The sequence below is a fragment of the Ralstonia flatus genome (assembly GCF_958439105.1).
Taxonomy (GTDB): Bacteria; Pseudomonadota; Gammaproteobacteria; order Burkholderiales; family Burkholderiaceae; genus Ralstonia; species Ralstonia flatus.
In genome coordinates this window covers 44,055-60,961 of sequence record NZ_CAUDLI010000005.1, presented here as the reverse complement: position 1 = coordinate 60,961, position 16,907 = coordinate 44,055, and the positions used below count along the sequence as shown (strand labels likewise).

17 protein-coding genes are annotated in these 16,907 nt (G+C 64.5%); 14 read left to right on the top strand and 3 right to left on the bottom strand.

Annotated features, from left to right (window positions below):
• Nucleotides 1-68 precede the first annotated feature (68 nt).
• Nucleotides 69-392 (bottom strand): DUF1840 domain-containing protein, encoded by a 324-nt coding sequence (locus tag R2676_RS13040; RefSeq protein ID WP_012760972.1) that lies wholly within the window; start codon nucleotides 390-392, stop codon nucleotides 69-71.
• A 174-nt stretch (nucleotides 393-566) separates the two neighbouring features.
• Here R2676_RS13040 and argS point away from each other — a divergent pair, with 174 nt between their 5' ends.
• The 5 genes from argS to R2676_RS13015 all read left to right on the top strand — a co-directional run bounded on the left by argS (nucleotide 567) and on the right by R2676_RS13015 (nucleotide 5,699).
• Entirely contained in the window at nucleotides 567-2,357 is a 1,791-nt protein-coding gene (gene argS / locus R2676_RS13035) for an arginine--tRNA ligase (protein WP_206273273.1), read from the top strand.
• Nucleotides 2,358-2,417: 60 nt separating this feature from the next.
• The gene (locus R2676_RS13030; protein WP_102064369.1) at nucleotides 2,418-3,128 is read left to right on the top strand and encodes an SPOR domain-containing protein; all 711 of its coding nucleotides are present in this window, start codon (nucleotides 2,418-2,420) and stop codon (nucleotides 3,126-3,128) included.
• 160 nt (nucleotides 3,129-3,288) lie between these two features.
• Nucleotides 3,289-3,945 (top strand): thiol:disulfide interchange protein DsbA/DsbL, encoded by a 657-nt coding sequence (locus R2676_RS13025; RefSeq protein ID WP_004633713.1) that lies wholly within the window; start codon nucleotides 3,289-3,291, stop codon nucleotides 3,943-3,945.
• A gap of 111 nt (nucleotides 3,946-4,056) precedes the next feature.
• A complete protein-coding gene (locus tag R2676_RS13020) occupies nucleotides 4,057-4,857 on the top strand; it encodes an SDR family oxidoreductase (protein ID WP_027678424.1) in 801 nt (266 codons plus the stop codon).
• Nucleotides 4,854-5,699: a helical backbone metal receptor gene (locus R2676_RS13015; RefSeq protein ID WP_206273272.1), complete on the top strand. Its 846-nt coding sequence runs from the start codon at nucleotides 4,854-4,856 to the stop codon at nucleotides 5,697-5,699. Before R2676_RS13020 ends, R2676_RS13015 begins: the two co-directional genes overlap by 4 nt.
• A 67-nt stretch (nucleotides 5,700-5,766) precedes the next feature.
• Here the strand turns inward: R2676_RS13015 and R2676_RS13010 are convergent, their stop codons facing one another.
• Nucleotides 5,767-6,153 carry an antibiotic biosynthesis monooxygenase family protein gene (locus tag R2676_RS13010; protein ID WP_027678426.1) on the bottom strand — a complete coding sequence of 129 codons (387 nt, stop codon included), beginning with the start codon at nucleotides 6,151-6,153 and terminating at the stop codon, nucleotides 5,767-5,769.
• 34 nt (nucleotides 6,154-6,187) lie between these two features.
• On the bottom strand, nucleotides 6,188-7,267 hold the full coding sequence (locus R2676_RS13005; protein ID WP_206273271.1) for an MBL fold metallo-hydrolase: 1,080 nt from the start codon (nucleotides 7,265-7,267) through the stop codon (nucleotides 6,188-6,190).
• Between the two features lie 184 nt (nucleotides 7,268-7,451).
• Between R2676_RS13005 and R2676_RS13000 the strand changes: the two genes are divergently transcribed.
• The 9 genes from R2676_RS13000 (at nucleotide 7,452) to R2676_RS12960 (ending at nucleotide 16,890) form a co-directional block, all read left to right on the top strand.
• A complete protein-coding gene (locus R2676_RS13000) occupies nucleotides 7,452-7,949 on the top strand; it encodes a MerR family transcriptional regulator (RefSeq protein WP_027678428.1) in 498 nt (165 codons plus the stop codon).
• 175 nt (nucleotides 7,950-8,124) lie between these two features.
• On the top strand, nucleotides 8,125-9,306 hold the full coding sequence (locus R2676_RS12995) for an isovaleryl-CoA dehydrogenase (RefSeq protein ID WP_004633702.1): 1,182 nt from the start codon (nucleotides 8,125-8,127) through the stop codon (nucleotides 9,304-9,306).
• Nucleotides 9,307-9,464: 158 nt separating this feature from the next.
• Nucleotides 9,465-11,300: a bifunctional isocitrate dehydrogenase kinase/phosphatase gene (gene aceK / locus R2676_RS12990; RefSeq protein ID WP_206273270.1), complete on the top strand. Its 1,836-nt coding sequence runs from the start codon at nucleotides 9,465-9,467 to the stop codon at nucleotides 11,298-11,300.
• A gap of 23 nt (nucleotides 11,301-11,323) precedes the next feature.
• Nucleotides 11,324-12,004, top strand: a complete 681-nt coding sequence (gene can, locus R2676_RS12985; RefSeq protein ID WP_027678430.1) for a carbonate dehydratase — start codon at nucleotides 11,324-11,326, stop codon at nucleotides 12,002-12,004.
• Nucleotides 12,005-12,678: 674 nt separating this feature from the next.
• Complete coding sequence (locus R2676_RS12980) at nucleotides 12,679-13,860, top strand: acetyl-CoA C-acetyltransferase (protein ID WP_316857296.1); 1,182 nt, start codon at nucleotides 12,679-12,681, stop codon at nucleotides 13,858-13,860.
• Between the two features lie 9 nt (nucleotides 13,861-13,869).
• Nucleotides 13,870-14,583, top strand: a complete 714-nt coding sequence (locus tag R2676_RS12975; protein WP_206273269.1) for an SDR family oxidoreductase — start codon at nucleotides 13,870-13,872, stop codon at nucleotides 14,581-14,583.
• Between the two features lie 10 nt (nucleotides 14,584-14,593).
• A complete protein-coding gene (locus tag R2676_RS12970) occupies nucleotides 14,594-15,724 on the top strand; it encodes an acyl-CoA dehydrogenase family protein (protein WP_206273268.1) in 1,131 nt (376 codons plus the stop codon).
• A 27-nt stretch (nucleotides 15,725-15,751) separates the two neighbouring features.
• Nucleotides 15,752-16,450 carry an HAD family hydrolase gene (locus R2676_RS12965; RefSeq protein ID WP_206273267.1) on the top strand — a complete coding sequence of 233 codons (699 nt, stop codon included), beginning with the start codon at nucleotides 15,752-15,754 and terminating at the stop codon, nucleotides 16,448-16,450.
• On the top strand, nucleotides 16,450-16,890 hold the full coding sequence (locus R2676_RS12960; RefSeq protein WP_206273266.1) for a YchJ family protein: 441 nt from the start codon (nucleotides 16,450-16,452) through the stop codon (nucleotides 16,888-16,890). The genes R2676_RS12965 and R2676_RS12960 overlap by 1 nt, the downstream gene beginning before the upstream one ends.
• Nucleotides 16,891-16,907: the final 17 nt, after the last annotated feature.

Below are 16,907 nucleotides of genomic sequence, written 5' to 3'. Positions count from 1 at the left end.
GGCCCCTGTGGCCGGATGCCCGGACCGCCCCGTTTGGCGGCCGGGCATTTTTTTGGCCCGTGCGGCGCTCAGACGCCCCAGAGCACGCTGGATTGTTCGACCAGCGATTCTTCCAGCATGTGCAGCAACGGGTACGCACGCTGCCCCAGGTGCGGCGGCTCTTCCTCGCCGTTTTCGTCCAGTTCGGACGCTGACAGCTCTGCCACCTTGATATGCGCCTGGTGAGTGTCATCCTTGATGGCACGCTTCAGACGGTCGATGGCGTGGGGCATTTCTTCGGGCGTGATGACACCACGCTCGCCCAGCGTCTTGCCGATCACGCCCAAGAGCACCATGGCGAGATCCTTCTGCATCGAGAATTTTTGCGAAGCGTGCGAAGTAAAGGTGATCATGATTTCTTCGTTTCCCTTGGTTGGGTGGGCCGCGGATTGCCACGACTGGGGGCGGATACGTCTGAGACCGCGGCTCACCTGATAAAATTTCGTACTTTTCCCCGAACAACGCAACTGGCGGCGCCAGGACTGGATTTCAATCCATTTCAGCACTGCCGGCGTCATGGTTTCTTTATGCTGCCCTCCCACAAACAGACGATCGCCCAACTGTTGTCCGACGCCGTCGGCTCCCTGCTGCCCGAGGGCCAAGCCCGACCGGAGATCGTCCTGGAGCGCCCCAAGCAGGCCGCGCACGGCGACATCGCCTGCAACGTCGCGCTGCAGCTCGCCAAGCCGCTGGGCACCAACCCGCGCGAGCTGGCCGGCAAGATCGCCGATGCCATCCGCGCCGACGCCCGCGGCCAACGCCTGGTGGCTGCCGTGGAAATCGCCGGCCCCGGCTTCATCAACCTGCGCCTGTCTGCCGCCGCGCGTGCCGACGTGATCGCCGCCGTGTTTGCCGAAGGCGACCGCTATGGCGCCGCCAACACGCATGACGGCGCTCCGGTGCTGGTGGAATTCGTCTCGGCCAATCCGACCGGTCCGCTGCACGTCGGCCACGGCCGCCAGGCCGCGCTAGGCGATGCGCTGGCGAGCCTGCTCGATTGGCAGGGCCACAAGGTCCACCGCGAGTTCTATTACAACGACGCCGGCGTCCAGATCCATAACCTGGCCGTCTCCGTCCAGGCCCGCGCACGCGGCTACAAGCCCGGCGACGCCAACTGGCCCGAAGCCGCCTACAACGGCGACTACATCGCCGACATCGCCGCCGATTACCTGGCAGGCAAGACCGTACGCGCCTCCGATGGCGAACCCGTGACGGGCGAGCGCGATGTGGAAAACCTCGAAGCCATCCGCCGCTTTGCGGTGACGTATCTGCGTAACGAGCAGGACATCGACCTGCAAGCCTTTGGCGTGAAGTTCGATCGTTACTACCTGGAATCGTCGCTCTACACCGAAGGCAAGGTGCAGCAGACGGTGGACGCGCTCATTGCCGCCGGCAAGACGTACGAGCAGGAAGGCGCGCTGTGGCTGCGCACAACCGACGACGGCGACGACAAGGACCGCGTCATGCGCAAGTCCGACGGCGCCTACACCTACTTCGTGCCCGACGTGGCGTACCACACAACCAAGTGGGGCCGCGGCTTCAAGCAGGTCATCAACGTGCAGGGCAGCGACCACCACGGCACCATCGCGCGCGTGCGCGCCGGCCTGCAGGGCCTGAACATCGGTATCCCGAAGGGCTACCCCGACTACGTCCTGCACAAGATGGTCACGGTGATGAAGGACGGCGCCGAGGTGAAGATCTCCAAGCGCGCCGGCTCGTACGTGACCGTGCGCGACCTGATCGAATGGTCCAACGGCGACGCTGAATCGGAATCCGGCGTCGACACCATCCGCGCCTGCGTGGAAGCTGGTGAGCCGAACTGGCCCGCTCGCTTCACGCGCGGGCGCGATGCCGTGCGCTTCTTCCTGCTGTCGCGCAAGGCCGATACCGAATTCGTCTTCGACGTCGATCTGGCGCTCAAGCAAAGCGACGAAAACCCGGTGTACTACGTGCAGTACGCCCACGCGCGCATCTGCTCGGTGTTCGAGCGCGCCGGCGTTGACGCCGCCTCGCTCACCAGCGTTGATCTGGCTGCCGTGACGGGCCCGGATGTCAGCCCGCAGGCGACTGCGCTGGTGCAACGCCTGGCCGCCTTCCCCGACATGCTGGCCGACGCCGCGCGCGAGCTGGCGCCGCACGCCGTGGCCTTCTACCTGCGCGACCTGGCAGGCGATTTCCACGCGTTCTACAACGCCGATCGCGTGCTGGTCGACGACGAGGCCGTCAAGCGTGCCCGCTTGGCGCTGCTGGCCGCCACGCGTCAGGTGCTGCGCAACGGGTTGGCGGTGATCGGCGTGTCGGCGCCGCAAAAGATGTAAACGCGCACGATTTGGCATCACACGGCGCTCTTATAATCGGGCGCTTCTAGAAGGATCGACATGGCACGCAATACGCAATCTTCCCGTGCCCGCTCGCAACGGGGCGGCACGTTTCTGGGTCTGGTGCTGGGCTTGATCGTCGGTTTGGCGATCGCCGTGGTGGTGGCGGTGTACATCACCAAGGCGCCGGTACCCTTCGTGTCGCGTGGCGGCGCACAGCCCAAGCCGAGCGAAGCGGGCAACGTGGTCAACACGCTGCCGACGCCGGTGCAGCCCGCGCCGCAAGCCAGCGCACCGCAGGCCGCTGACCCGAACGCGCCGTTGTGGAGCCGCGTGCCGGCCAAGCCGGTCGATCAGGCGCCGGATCAGAACAATCCGCCGCCGGGCATCACCATCCATCCGGCCCAGCCGGGCTCGGCACCGCAGGTGGCAAGCGCGCCTGCCGCCAAGCCGCCCAAGCCGCCGGTCACCGCCTCCAACGAAAAGCCGGTGACGGACCCGATTGCCGAGATCGCCCGCCAGGACGCCGCCAAGACGGGCTACTTCCTGCAAGTGGGCGCTTACAAATCGTCCGAAGATGCCGAGCGCCAGAAGGGCAATCTGGCCATGCAGGGCTTTGAAGCCAAGGTGACGCAGCGCGAGGTGAACGGCACCACCATGTATCGCGTGCGCCTGGGGCCGTTCAATTCGCTCGATGAGATGACCGCCGTGCGCGGGCGCCTGCAGTCGACGGGCGTGGAATCGTCGGTCATTCGCTTCGCTCGCCAGTAACGTCAAGTCGTGCAGCCCACTGTGAACCCGGCGGGCTGTGATCGGTCAGAAACCTGAGTCTCAGTGACGCTGACAGCGGCGTCTGTCGGTTCTGCGCTGGATTTCGCTGGTTGTTCCGTCGCTTCGTCCAGTTCGTCGTCTAATTCGTCGTCCATTCACCATGAAAAAACTCGCTGCTTTCCTGATCGCCCTCGCCACTGGCGCCGGCTTCCTGATGACCGCGCCGGCCAATGCCGCGCCCACCGCCGGCAAGGAATACAAAGTGCTGCAAACGCCGCAGCCCGTGCCCGCAGGCAAGATCGAAGTGACCGAGTTCTTCTGGTACGGCTGCCCGCACTGCTACGACTTTGAAAACACCTGGACGGCGTGGGTCGCCAAGCAAGGCAAGGACGTCGTGATCAAGCGCGTGCCGGTGGCCTTCAATGCCAAGCTGGAACCGCATACGCGCATCTATTACACGCTGGAAGCGCTCGGCAAGCTCGACGCCAAGGACGCCAGCGGCAAGACGCTGCATGACCGCGTGTTCGACCAACTGCACAAGAACTACCGCTCGATGTCCGAACTGGATGACATTGCAAAGTTCATGGCCGCCAACGGCGTCGACGAAAAGCAGTTCCGCGACACCTACAACTCGTTCAGTGTGAACGCCAATACCAAACGCGCCGCGCAACTGGCCGATCAGTACAAGATCGAAGGCGTGCCGACCGTCGTTGTGCAGGGCAAGTACACCACGTCGCCGGCAGATGCCGGCAGCAACGTGGGCGCCGCCCAGACGCTCGACTACCTCGTCGACCAGGTGCGCAACCGCAAGATGTGACGGGTTGCCGCGTTTCCGGGCATCCGCCCGGGCGTGACACCGCCATCGACGCCCGCCCCTGTGCGGGCGTTTTTTGTGCGTCGGCCTTCTTCACACCAACAGGACATCGACATGAGCGAGACCGTCTTCATCACCGGCGCTTCCAGCGGCATCGGCCAAGCCTTGGCACGTCAATACGCAGCGCAGGGCGCCACGATCGGGCTGGTCGCGCGGCGTGTCGACGTGCTGCACGAATTTGTCCAGACGCTGCCGGCCGGCATCCAGAGCCGCTGCCATTGCTACGCCGCCGACGTGCGCAGCGCCGAATCGATGCGCGACGTGGCCAGCGCATTCATCGCCACGGTCGGCGTGCCCGATGTGGTGATCGCCAACGCCGGCATCTCGGTCGGTACGGACTTGCGCGAACCGGGCGACCTGAAAGCCTTTGCAGCGGTAATGGACACCAACTGGATGGGCGTGCTCAACACGTTCCAGCCGTTCGTCACGCCGATGCTGGCACGCGCCAAACCTGGGCGGCCCGGCGGCACGCTGGTCGGCGTTGCCAGCGTGGCGGGCGTGCGCGGCCTGCCCGGTGCGGCGGCCTACAGCGCGTCCAAATCGGCGGTCATCAAACTGATGGAGAGCCTGCGCGTGGAGTTCAGCCCGTTGGGCTTGCGCGTCGTGACGATCGCGCCCGGCTACATCCGCACGCCGATGACCGAACACAACCCGTATCCGATGCCCTTCCTGATGCCGGTGGACCGCTTCGCGCAGAAAGCCGTGAATGCGATCCGTCGCGGCGTGCGCTTCACGGTGCTGCCATGGCCGATGGGCATCGTTGCCAAGCTGCTGCACGTGCTGCCGCGCGGGCTCTATGACTTTGCGTTTGCGCGCGCCGGGCGCAAACCCCGCAATCCCGAGATTTCGTCATGACTTACACCGATGCGGCTGGGCTTGCCCACGCCCCCGTCGACACCGCACCGCGCATCGCCAGCCTGGTGCCTTCGATTACCGATCTGCTCTTCTCGCTCGACCTCGGCGATCAGCTCGTCGCCCGCACCGGCTTCTGCATCCACCCGCGTGAAGCGGTGCGCAACGTGCCCAAGGTTGGCGGCACCAAGACCGTCAAACTCGACAAGCTGCGCGAGCTGGCCCCCACGCACGTCATCGTCAACATTGACGAGAACACGCGCCCGACCGTCGACAAGCTGCGCGAGTTCATCCCGCACATCATCGTCACGCATCCCTGCTCGCCCGAAGACAATCTCGCGCTGTACCAGCTGCTCGGCGGCATCTTTCGCCGCGAAGCGCAGGCGCAAAAGTTATCGGATGCGCTGACGCAGGAGCTGGAGGCGCTGCGCGGCCGCCACTTCCTGCCGCATCGCGTGCTGTATGCCATCTGGCAAGACCCGTGGATGACGGTGTCGCGCGATACGTACATCTCGCGCATGCTCAAGCTCGTCAACTGCCATACGTGGCCCGACGATCCGGCGCCCGTGCAATGCGGCACCGACAAGAGCGGCGATTGCGCCCGCCCCAACCGCCCCGACACGCGCTACCCGACGTTCCGCTGGAGCGATGAGGTCGTGCGCAACATCGACTGCGTGCTGCTATCCACCGAGCCTTACAGCTTTACCGAAGAGCATGTCGACGCGCTGGAAAAGCAGATCGGCAAGCCGGTCTATCTCGTCGATGGCGAGATGGTGTCGTGGTACGGCAGCCGCGCGATCGACGGCGTGCGGTACCTGGGGCAATTTGCGAAGACGCTGCGTTAGACCTTCCAGCGGCGCACAAAAAAAGAACCCGCCAATTGGCGGGTTTTTTGTTGGTCGGAGCGATGCGTTATCGCACAAACCCATAGTCGTACTCCACCTTGGCAATGCGCAGGTGGTACGACGCATACCACTGCTCGCGCCCCAGCTTCTGCGCGGCAAGGTGGTCGCTCTGGTTCTTCCATTCGCGAATGGCTTCCAGCGACGACCAATACGACACCGTGATGCCCGGCCTCCCCTGGTCGCCGGCCAGCTCATCGCGTACGGATTCGATGCCGAGAAAGCCCGGCATGCTGCGGGCCAGTTCCACCATGCGGTCAGCCATGGCGCCGTAGCCGTTGTCGCCCTCGGTGCGGGTGGAAGCGAAGATCACGGCGTAATACGGCGCAGTCGGCGTTTGCGCGGGAAACGGCAAGACGACGGCGCTGTCGTCGAGAACGTCATGCTGGTCAGCCATGGGCGGCTCCGTTGAAAGGCACGGGTTGTTGAGTTTATGCAGCTGCGTGGAATCGAACGATACCGTCCGCGCCGGTTTCGCGCACCAGTTCGCCTTGATGCCACAGCGCATGCAGGTGGGCAAGCGCCTCGCCCATCGCGAAGGTCATCTGGTGGACATCGAACTGGCGTTTGAAGATGACGTTGACGATGTCGCGGGCCGATTGCGGCGCGGCCTTGCACGCAGCCAACGTTTCGGCCAGCCGGTCCGCATGGTGGTCGCGCAGTTGCCGGATGCGCGTATGCAGCCCGCGGAACGGCCGCCCGTGCGACGGCAGGATCAGCACGTCCGCCGGCAGCGGCTCGTATTTGCCGAGCGAATCCAGATACAGCGTGAGCGAATCCGCTTCAGGCTCCAGATCGAACACGCTCACGTTGGTGGAAATGCGCGGCAGGACCATGTCGCCGGAAATCAGCACATTGGCATCTTCACTGTAGAGCGCGACGTGCTCGGGTGCATGGCCGAAGCCGGTAATGACACGCCACTGGTGCTGGCCGATGACGACGACGTTGCCGTCCATCAGGCGGCGGTATTGGCTGGGCACGCCGGGCACGAGCGTGCTGTAGTAATCCTTGCGGTTGCGGATGCCTTCGATGGAGGCCGGGTCCGTCAAGCCGTGACGCTCGAAATGTCGCGCGGCAAATTCGCCGCCGGCGTTCGACGCGCCGGTGCCGCCCACCAGCATGCGCGCGAAGGCGTAGTCGCCCAGACTCATCCACAGGCGCACGTTCCAGCGTTTTTCGTCGCCGCCTTCGCACAGCCAGTTCGACAGGCCGACGTGATCCGGGTGGCAGTGCGTGACCAGCACGCGCAGCACCGGCAGTCCGTCGAGGTGGTTCGCGAAGATCGTTTCCCAATACCCGCGAATCGCTTCGTGATTGATGCCGCAATCGACGATCGTCCAGCCGTCCTGCCCGTCCTGTCGATCGCGCAGCAGCCAGAGGTTGATGTGATCGAGCGCAAACGGCAGCGGCATGCGCAGCCAGTAGACGCCGGGGGCGACTTCAAACCGCGTGCCGCCTTCGGGAAGCGTGTCGCCAAAGGGATAGTCGAGTTGGTGTTCGAGCGCGTTCATGTGGATGGGGTCTCGGTCGCCGCCTTGAGCTGCTTCGGGGCGGTCTGTGCGATTGCGGTTTGGCGCCATTGACGCTAACGTAAACGTCAATTCGCCGCCGGTCATCCATCTTAAGCGAAAACTTAATGTCGCTGGCCGGCGTGCATGTGTCATCACACCTCTGTCGTTACTCCGTTCCCGCCGTATGTCTGCCTCCACTCCGTCTGCCGCCGCCGCGCTTGCCGCCGATCTTGAATCGGGCGATGCCGGCGCGCTTGCCGACGCCAGCTTCACCATCACCGACCTTGCACGCGAGTTCGACATCACGCCGCGCGCCATCCGTTTCTATGAGGATCAGGGCTTGCTGGCGCCAGATCGCCAAGGCCCGGGCGGGCGTCGACGCGTGTATTCGGCCGGCGAGCGCACGCGCCTGAAGCTGACCTTGCGCGGCAAGCGGCTCGGCCTGTCGCTGGGCGAGATCAAGGAGATCCTGGATCTGTATGAATCGCCGCGCGATACGGTGCCGCAGCTGGAGCGCTTCCTGGCGTCGCTCGCGCAGCATCGCGCGGTGCTCACGCAGCAGTTGGAAGACCTGAACGCGCAACTGGCCGAGATCGACCAGCACGAACGCCAGTGCCGCCGGCTGCTGGAGGATGCGCAGGCCGGCACGGGCAAGCCGCCCAAGCGACGCAAGGCCGCCTGATCCGCAAATCTACGTAATCGCCAGTCATTGACGTTTACGTAAACGTCAATACAATACGCAACACCTCGCATCACCCTCCCGGCACCGGTGTGCCCGCCACAAGCGGCGCGCACCGCACAGCGCCAGACCACTTACCCGAGACAACGCGGCTTGAACCGCGCCCAAGGAGACCACCATGATTGATCTGCCCGGCCTGAAATTCGACTTGGGCGAAGACATCGAGATGCTGCGTTCGGCCGTGCGCGATTGGGCGCAGGGCGAGCTGGCACCGCGTGCCGGCGAAATCGACCGCACCGATCAGTTCCCGATGGATGCGTGGCGCAAGATGGGCGAGCTGGGCGTACTGGGCATCACGGTGGCCGAGGAGTACGGCGGCGCCAACATGGGCTACCTGGCGCACATGATCGCCATGGAAGAAATCAGCCGCGCATCGGCGTCGGTGGGTCTGTCGTATGGCGCGCACTCGAACCTGTGCGTGAATCAGATCCACCGCAACGGCACGGCGGCCCAGAAGGCCAAATACCTGCCCAAGCTGGTTTCCGGCGAATGGGTGGGCGCGCTGGCGATGAGCGAGCCGAATGCCGGGTCGGACGTCGTCAGCATGAAGCTGCGCGCAGAGCTGAAAGGCGACCGCTACGTGCTCAACGGCACCAAGATGTGGATCACCAATGGCCCCGACTGCGACGTGCTGGTCGTCTATGCCAAGACCGAGCCCGAACTGGGCGCGCGCGGCATGACGGCGTTCATCGTCGAGAAAGGCATGAAGGGTTTCTCGGTGGCGCAGAAGCTGGACAAGCTCGGGATGCGCGGCTCGCACACGGGCGAACTGGTGTTCGAGAACGTGGAAGTGCCGGTGGAGAACATCCTCGGCCAGGAAAACGGCGGCACCAAGGTGCTGATGAGCGGCCTGGATTACGAGCGCGCGGTGCTCTCCGGCGGCCCGATCGGCATCATGCAGGCCTGCATGGACGTGGTCACGCCGTACATCCACGACCGCAAGCAGTTTGGCCAGAGCATCGGCGAATTCCAGCTCATCCAGGGCAAGATGGCCGACATGTACACCACGTTGCAGGCGTGCCGTGCGTACCTGTACACGGTCGGCAAGAACCTCGATTCGCTGGGCCGCGACCACGTGCGACAGGTGCGCAAGGACTGCGCCGGCGTGATCCTCTACACCGCCGAAAAGGCCACCTGGATGGCGGGCGAGGCGATCCAGATCCTGGGCGGCAACGGCTACATCAACGAATTCCCGGTCGGCCGCCTGTGGCGCGACGCCAAGCTGTACGAGATCGGCGCCGGCACGTCGGAAATCCGCCGCATGCTGATCGGCCGCGAGCTGTACGCAGAGACGATGTAACTGGCGAGAGCACGCGGGGCGGGGGCACGGGGCCATCAGCCAAACGGATAAGGAGGCGCAACGGTTTCAGGACGCGAACACGGTACCGAAGACCCTACAATCTAGGTCTGCCTGGTTTGCTGGTTTTGCCGCTTCCCTGCCCTCCCTGCGCACACGCCATGTCCCATTTCCCCAAGCTTCTCTCGTCGCAGATCGCCTTTGACGTCGCCCGCACGATGCTCGACGGCTTCGACAAGCACTACCGCTTGTTTCGCGAAGTCAGCGTGCAGGCCAAGACGGCGTTCGAGACCGGGGACTGGGCCGGCCTGCAGCAACTGCAGCGGGACCGCATCGCCTACTACGACGAGCGCGTGCGTGAAGCCTCCGTCATCCTGGAAGACGAATACGACGCCGAGAACATCGACGACGAGATCTGGCGCCAGATCAAGCTGCACTACATCGGGCTGCTGACCAACCATCACCAGCCGGAACTGGCCGAGACCTTCTTCAACTCGGTGTGCACGCGCATCCTGCACCGTTCGTACTTCAACAACGATTTCATCTTCGTGCGCCCCGCCATCTCGACGGAGTACATCGAGAACGAAGAGTCGCCCACCAAGCCGACGTACCGCGCGTACTACCCCGGCACACGCGACGGCCTGGGCGCGTGCTTCGAGCGCATCGTCCACAACTTCCAGCTCAATGCACCGTTTGAAGACCTGGAGCGCGACATTGGTTACGTGGTGCGCGCGGTGGGCGAGCACTTCGGCGATTTCCGCATCGCGCCGAATTTCCAGATTCACGTGCTGTCGTCGCTGTTCTTCCGCAACAAGGCGGCGTACATCATCGGGCGCGTGATCAACGGCGACAAGACGTTCCCGCTGGCCGTGCCGATCCTGCGCAATGCCGCGGGCCAGCTTTCGCTCGACACGGTGCTGCTGCGGCAGGAACAGCTGCTGATCCTGTTTTCGTTCACGCACTCGTATTTCATGGTGGACATGGAGATTCCGTCCGCCTACGTGACCTTCCTGCGTGACCTGATGCCGCGCAAACCGCGCGCCGAGATCTACACCTCGCTGGGCCTGCAGAAGCAGGGCAAGAACCTTTTCTATCGCGACTTCCTGCATCACCTGCAGCATTCGTCGGACAAATTCATCATCGCGCCGGGCATCAAGGGCCTCGTGATGCTGGTGTTCACGCTGCCGTCGTACCCGTACGTGTTCAAGGTCATCAAGGACTACTTCCCGCCGCCCAAGGAAACCACGCGCGAGCTGATCAAGAGCAAGTATCAGTTGGTGAAGCGCCACGATCGCGTCGGGCGCATGGCGGATACGCTGGAGTATTCCGACGTGTCCTTCCCGCTCTCGCGCTTTGACGACGACCTGATCAAGGAGCTGGAGAAGCACGCGCCGTCGATGGTCGAATACCAGCGCAGCGAAGACGGCAGCGAAGAGATCGTCATCCGCCACGTCTACATCGAGCGCCGCATGACGCCGCTGAACATCTGGCTGCAGGAAGGCACCGATGCGCAGGTCGAACACGGCATCATCGAATACGGCAACGCCATCAAGGAACTCATCGCCGCGAACATCTTCCCGGGCGACATGCTGTACAAGAACTTTGGCGTGACGCGCCACGGCCGCGTGGTCTTCTACGACTACGACGAGATCGAATACCTCACCGACTGCAACGTCCGCACCGTGCCCGAGCCACGCACGGAAGAAGAGGAAATGTCCGGCGAGGTCTGGTACAACGTCGGCCCGCACGACATTTTTCCGGAGACGTACCGCACGTTCCTGCTGGGCGACCCGCGCGTGCGCGAAGCCTTCCTCAAACACCACGCGGACTTCTTCGAAGCGTCCATGTGGCAGGGATACAAGGACCGCCTGCTCTCCGGGCAGATGCACGATTTCTACGCGTATGACGCAGCGGAGCGCTTCGTCAATCGCTACGGCGCGAGCGCGCCAGACAACGCAGCGCAAGACAACGCGACGCTGCAGCGCGCCGCCGCTTAACCCTCTCACCACGACGGGAAACCATGCCACATCGCATCAAAGAGCTGTTCGAGAACAACCGCAAGTGGGTCGAGCGGGTCAACGCTGAAGACCCGGCGTTCTTCTCGAATCTGGCCAATCAGCAGAACCCGGAATACCTGTGGATCGGCTGCTCGGATTCGCGCGTGCCGGCCAACCAGATCATCGGCTTGCCGCCGGGCGAGGTGTTCGTCCACCGCAACATCGCCAACGTCGTCGTGCACTCCGACTTGAACTGCCTGTCGGTGCTGCAGTTTGCGGTGGAAGTGCTGAAGATCCGGCACATCACCGTGGTGGGCCACTACGGCTGTTCGGGCGTGAAGGCCGCGCTGACGAAGCAACGCTTCGGCCTGGCTGACAACTGGATTCGTCACGTGCGGGATGTGGCCGAGCAGCATGAAACGTATCTGGGCACGGTGGTCCGCGAGCAGGATCAGCATGACCGGCTGTGCGAGCTGAACGTGATCCATCAGGTCAACAACGTGTGCCTGACGACGATCGTGCAGGACGCCTGGGATCGCGGGCAGCCGCTAACGGTTCATGGCTGGATCTACGGCGTGAAGGACGGGATGCTGCGCAATCTGGGGATGGCGGCGAGTTCGAATGAGGAACTGCATGCGCAGCTTGCTGATGCTTGGTTGAACTATGGGAAGGAAGGGAGTGTGCCTAGTCCGGTGGGGTTTTGAGCTTTTGTGTGGTTGGGGTGGGTCGTTTTTTGGTGGTGCATCCCTTGTTTCATCCCCTGCCGGGGCTGAGTCACTTTCTTTGTCTTGCCAAAGAAAGTAACCAAAGAAAGGCGCGCCCGAGATGGCGAAAGATTCCTTGAATTTATGTCGCAGAGAGGGAGGAGAGGCAAACTCGCTTCGCTCAGACAGCCTCCCCTCTTTTTCCTCTCTGCAACAGAAATTCAAGGCGCCATCTAGGGCTCCAACGGCCAAACAATCAGAGCACGATTGCAGCAGGAACCAGCAGCACAACGCGAAGCAAAGCGAGCAACACAGCAACAAACAAGAGCCAGTTAGGACAGCAGACCGACGGTGTGGCCGTTGACGTTCCTGCCCTAGATGGCGCCTTGAATTTGTGTAAGCGGGCGGAAAAAAGAAGGACCGCTGTTTGAGGCCCTTTAGGGCCGAGTTTCGGTCCTTCTCCGCCCGGTTACACAAATTCAAGGAAGGGGTCGCCATCTCGGGCGCGCCTTTCTTTGCTTACTTTCTTTGGCAAGACAAAGAAAGTGAGTCAGCCCCGGCAGGGGACGAAACGGAGATGGACCAACAAGGCCCACCCAACAAGCAAGAGACACACAACCCCTGCACCACAAGTGCAGAACATGTCCCAAGCACAGTTCCAGGAGATTGCAGCAATGTCCGACCGCATCGTCATCGCCTCAGCAGCCCGTACCCCGATGGGCGCCTTCCAGGGCGAACTCGCCAGCCTCACTGCCCCGCAACTCGGCGCCGCTGCCATTCGCGCGGCGGTCGAACGTGCGGGCCTGAAACCGGAGCAGATCGAAGAAGTCATCATGGGCTGCGTGCTGCCTGCGGGCCAGGGGCAGGCACCGGCACGCCAGGCCGCACTGGGCGCGGGCCTGCCGCTGTCGGTCGGCTGCACCACGGTCAACAAGATGTGCGGTTCGGGCATGCGCGCGGCCATGAACGCGTATGACGCGCTGCTCGCGGGCTCGGTCGACGTGGTGGTTGCGGGCGGCATGGAAAGCATGACCAATGCGCCGTACCTGATCCCGAAAGGCCGTGGCGGCTATCGCATCGGCCACGGCATGATCTACGACCACATGATGCTCGACGGCCTGGAAGACGCCTATGAAAAGGGCCGCGCCATGGGCACCTTCGGTGAGGACTGCGCCGAGAAGTACGGCTTCACGCGCGAGGCCCAGGACCACTTCGCGATGACGTCCGTGCGCCGCGCGCAGGAAGCCACCGAATCGGGCGCGTTCCGCTGGGAGATCACGCCCGTCACCGTGTCGGGCAAAGCCGGCGACACCGTCATCGACACCGATGAAGGCCCGCGCCGCATCAAGGTCGACAAGATCCCCTCGCTCAAGCCCGCGTTCAAGAAAGACGGCACGGTGACGGCCGCATCGTCTTCGTCGATCAACGATGGTGCGGCTGCGCTGGTGATGATGCGCGAGTCGACTGCCAAGCAGCTCGGCATCACGCCGCTGGCGGTGATGCTCGGCCACACCACGCACGCGCAAGCGCCCGGCTGGTTCACCACTGCGCCGGTCACGGCCATCGACAAGCTCTTCAAGAAGCTCGATTGGAACTCGGGCAACGTCGACCTGTTCGAGATCAACGAGGCGTTTGCCGTGGTGCCGATGGCCGCGATGCACGACCTGCGCATCCCGCACGAGAAGGTGAACGTGAACGGCGGCGCGTGCGCGCTGGGCCATCCGATCGGTGCATCCGGCGCACGTTTGATCGCGACGCTGCTGGGCGCCCTGCGACACCGCGGCGGCAAGCGCGGCGTGGCCAGCCTGTGCATTGGCGGCGGCGAGGCCACGGCTGTCGGCATCGAACTCTACTAAGGCGCGCGCATGACGAACGCAACATCGCGCCGCACGCGCACCGCGCTCATCCTGGGCGCGTCGCGCGGCATCGGCCTGGAAACCGTCACGCAGTACCGCGCGGACGGCTGGCGCGTGATCGCCACCGTGCGCACGCAGGAAGCCGCGCAGGCGCTGCAGGCGTCGGGCGCGGAAACGCACGTGCTCGACCTCACCGACCCCAACGCCGTCGCCGGCCTTGCATGGAAGCTCGACGGCGAAGCGCTGGACGTGGCGATCTACGTGGCGGGCATCTACGGCCCGCGCACGCAGGGCGCCACGCCCGTCAGCCAAGCGGATTTCGATGCCGTGATGCACACCAACGTGTGGGGCCCGATGAGCGTGCTGCCCGCCGTGCTGCCCATGGTGGAAGCCGGACGCAATGGTGCGGATGAAGCCGGCGGCGTGCTTGCCGTCATCTCCAGCCGCATGGGCAGCATCGGCGAGATGGAAAGCAACGGCGGCTGGCTGTATCGCGCGAGCAAGGCCGCGGTGAATGCCGTGCTGCGCGCCGTGTCGCTCGACGCCAAGAACGCCACGTGCCTGACCTTCCACCCGGGCTGGGTGCAGACCGACATGGGCGGTGCAGGCGCGGCCATCACGCCGCAGGAAAGCGTGGCCGGCATCCGCCGCGTGATTGCCGGCGCCACGCGCGCCGACAACGGCAGCTTCCGCAACTACGACGGCAGCGTCATTGCATGGTGAGGCCGAAACAATGCTGCTGACCCAAGAGCAAGAGATGATTCGCGACGCCATCCGCACCTTCGTGCGCGAGGCGATCACCCCGCACGCTGCCGCATGGGACCGCGATGCGACGTTCCCGAAAGACGTGCACCGCCAGCTCGGCGAGCTGGGCGCCTATGGCGTGGCCGTGCCGGAAGAACTCGGCGGTGCGGGGCTCGACTACCTGTCGCTGGCGCTGATCCTGGAAGAGATTGCCGCGGGCGACGGCGGCACCTCCACCGTCATCAGCGTGAACAACTGCCCCGTGTGCAGCATGCTGATGGCGTTTGCGAACGATGCGCAAAAGCAGCAGTGGCTCGTGCCGCTGGCGCGCGGCGAGATGCTCGGCGCGTTCTGCCTGACCGAGCCGCACGTCGGCTCCGACGCATCGGCGCTGCGCACCACGGCCGTGCGCGATGGCGACCACTGGGTCCTCAACGGCGTGAAGCAGTTCATCACCAGCGGCAAGCATGCCGACGTGGCGATCGTCATGGCCGTGACCGACAAGGCCGCGGGCAAGCGCGGCATTAGCGCGTTCCTGGTGCCGACCAACACGCCGGGCTACATCGTCGCTCGGCTCGAAGACAAGCTCGGCCAGCACTCGTCCGACACGGCACAGATCGTGTTCGAAGATTGCCGCATTCCCGCCGATTGCCTGCTGGGTGAAGAAGGCGCCGGATACAAGATGGCGCTGTCCGGGCTGGAAGGCGGGCGCATCGGCATTGCCGCGCAGAGCGTGGGCATGGCGCGTGCGGCCTTTGAAGCCGCGCTGGCGTACGCCAAGGAGCGCGAGAGCTTCGGCCAGCCGCTGTTTGCGCACCAGGCGGTGCAGTTCCGCCTGGCCGAGATGGCAACGCGCGTCGATGTGGCGCGGCAGATGGTCTGGCATGCGGCCAGCCTGAAAGACGCCGGCCTGCCGTGCCTGAAAGAGGCCGCCATGGCCAAGCTCAACGCCAGCGAGATGGCCGAGCGCGTCTGCTCCGATGCCATCCAGGTCTTCGGCGGCTACGGCTACGTCAGCGACTTTCCGGTGGAGCGCATCTACCGCGACGTGCGCGTGTGCCAGATCTACGAGGGCACGAGCGACATCCAGAAAATCTTGATCGCCCGCGCGCTGGCGTAGGCGGTCTCAACTTTCAACGCACCAGGCATGACTGCAGTGACTTCCCCTGTTTCGAACCACCCGCGCTTTGACGCGATCCTTTTCGATTGCGACGGCGTGCTGGTCGACAGCGAACCCATCGTCAACCGGCTGATCTGGGAGATGCTGACCGAGCTCGGCATCAACATCAGCCTGGAAGATTCCATCCAGCGCTTCCTGGGCAAGGCCATCCGCGAAGAGCTGGATGCGATTGCCGAGATGCGCGGCGCACCGCTGCCGCCGAACTGGCTGTCGACGTTCCAGGCGCGACGCAACGCGCTGCTCGAAGCCGAAGTGGAAGCCGTGCCGCATATCGGGCACGCCATCGATGTGCTGTCCAGGCTCGGCCTGCCGATGGCCGTGGCTTCCGGCGCGGATCGCATGAAGGTTGAACTGCAGCTCAACCGCACCGGGCTGATCGAGCATTTCCGGCCGACCGACGTGCGCATCTTTTCGGCCACCGAAGTCGCGCGCAGCAAGCCCGCGCCCGATGTGTATCTGCTGGCCGCCAGCAGCCTCGGCGTATCGCCGTCGCGCTGCCTGGTGATCGAGGACAGCCCAACCGGCGTCACCGCCGGGCACGCTGCCGGCATGACGGTGCTGGCATACGCCGGCCGCAACGCGCCCGGCCCGTTGATCGCCGCCGGTGCGACGCGCACGTTTACCGACATGCGCGAGCTGCCGGAGCTGCCGGAGTTGCTGGCCTGATGCCTGCTGTACAAACCCGGTCCATCGGCCCAGCCGACGCTTGCCCGTGCGGCAACGGCGCCTACGCGCGCTGCTGCGGCCCGTTCCACGCAGGCGACGCCATGCCGGCCACCGCAGAGCAACTGATGCGCTCGCGCTACAGCGCCTATGTGCTGGGCGACACGGCGTACCTGCGGCGCACGTGGCATCCGTCCACCTGCCCCGTCGACCTGGAAACCAGCGAAGCAGACGCGGCCGCCACGCGCTGGCTCGGCCTGGACGTCAAGCGCCACACGCCCCAAGACGCCACGCACGCGACGGTGGAATTCGTCGCCCGCTACAAGGTGGGCGGCCGCGCGCATCGCCTGCATGAAACCAGCCGCTTCGTCCGCCTGGACGCCAGCGGCGCTGAATCCGCCGAAGGCCGTTGGCTGTACGTCGACGGCACCTTCCCCGACTGAACCGCACCGACCTTCCC

Bases quoted from the DNA above. Each gene is read 5' to 3' on its own strand.
- R2676_RS13015 (WP_206273272.1), top strand. From the start codon at position 4,854: ATGACTTACACCGATGCGGCTGGGCTTGCCCACGCCCCCGTCGACACC.
- aceK (WP_206273270.1), top strand. From the start codon at position 9,465: ATGTCCCATTTCCCCAAGCTTCTCTCGTCGCAGATCGCCTTTGACGTC.
- R2676_RS13020 (WP_027678424.1), top strand. From the start codon at position 4,057: ATGAGCGAGACCGTCTTCATCACCGGCGCTTCCAGCGGCATCGGCCAA.
- R2676_RS13005 (WP_206273271.1), bottom strand. From the start codon at position 7,267: ATGAACGCGCTCGAACACCAACTCGACTATCCCTTTGGCGACACGCTT.
- R2676_RS12995 (WP_004633702.1), top strand. From the start codon at position 8,125: ATGATTGATCTGCCCGGCCTGAAATTCGACTTGGGCGAAGACATCGAG.
- R2676_RS12960 (WP_206273266.1), top strand. From the start codon at position 16,450: ATGCCTGCTGTACAAACCCGGTCCATCGGCCCAGCCGACGCTTGCCCG.
- R2676_RS13010 (WP_027678426.1), bottom strand. From the start codon at position 6,153: ATGGCTGACCAGCATGACGTTCTCGACGACAGCGCCGTCGTCTTGCCG.
- R2676_RS12980 (WP_316857296.1), top strand. From the start codon at position 12,679: ATGTCCGACCGCATCGTCATCGCCTCAGCAGCCCGTACCCCGATGGGC.
- R2676_RS12975 (WP_206273269.1), top strand. From the start codon at position 13,870: ATGACGAACGCAACATCGCGCCGCACGCGCACCGCGCTCATCCTGGGC.
- argS (WP_206273273.1), top strand. From the start codon at position 567: ATGCTGCCCTCCCACAAACAGACGATCGCCCAACTGTTGTCCGACGCC.
- R2676_RS13030 (WP_102064369.1), top strand. From the start codon at position 2,418: ATGGCACGCAATACGCAATCTTCCCGTGCCCGCTCGCAACGGGGCGGC.
- R2676_RS13000 (WP_027678428.1), top strand. From the start codon at position 7,452: ATGTCTGCCTCCACTCCGTCTGCCGCCGCCGCGCTTGCCGCCGATCTT.
- R2676_RS12965 (WP_206273267.1), top strand. From the start codon at position 15,752: ATGACTGCAGTGACTTCCCCTGTTTCGAACCACCCGCGCTTTGACGCG.
- R2676_RS13025 (WP_004633713.1), top strand. From the start codon at position 3,289: ATGAAAAAACTCGCTGCTTTCCTGATCGCCCTCGCCACTGGCGCCGGC.
- can (WP_027678430.1), top strand. From the start codon at position 11,324: ATGCCACATCGCATCAAAGAGCTGTTCGAGAACAACCGCAAGTGGGTC.
- R2676_RS13040 (WP_012760972.1), bottom strand. From the start codon at position 392: ATGATCACCTTTACTTCGCACGCTTCGCAAAAATTCTCGATGCAGAAG.
- R2676_RS12970 (WP_206273268.1), top strand. From the start codon at position 14,594: ATGCTGCTGACCCAAGAGCAAGAGATGATTCGCGACGCCATCCGCACC.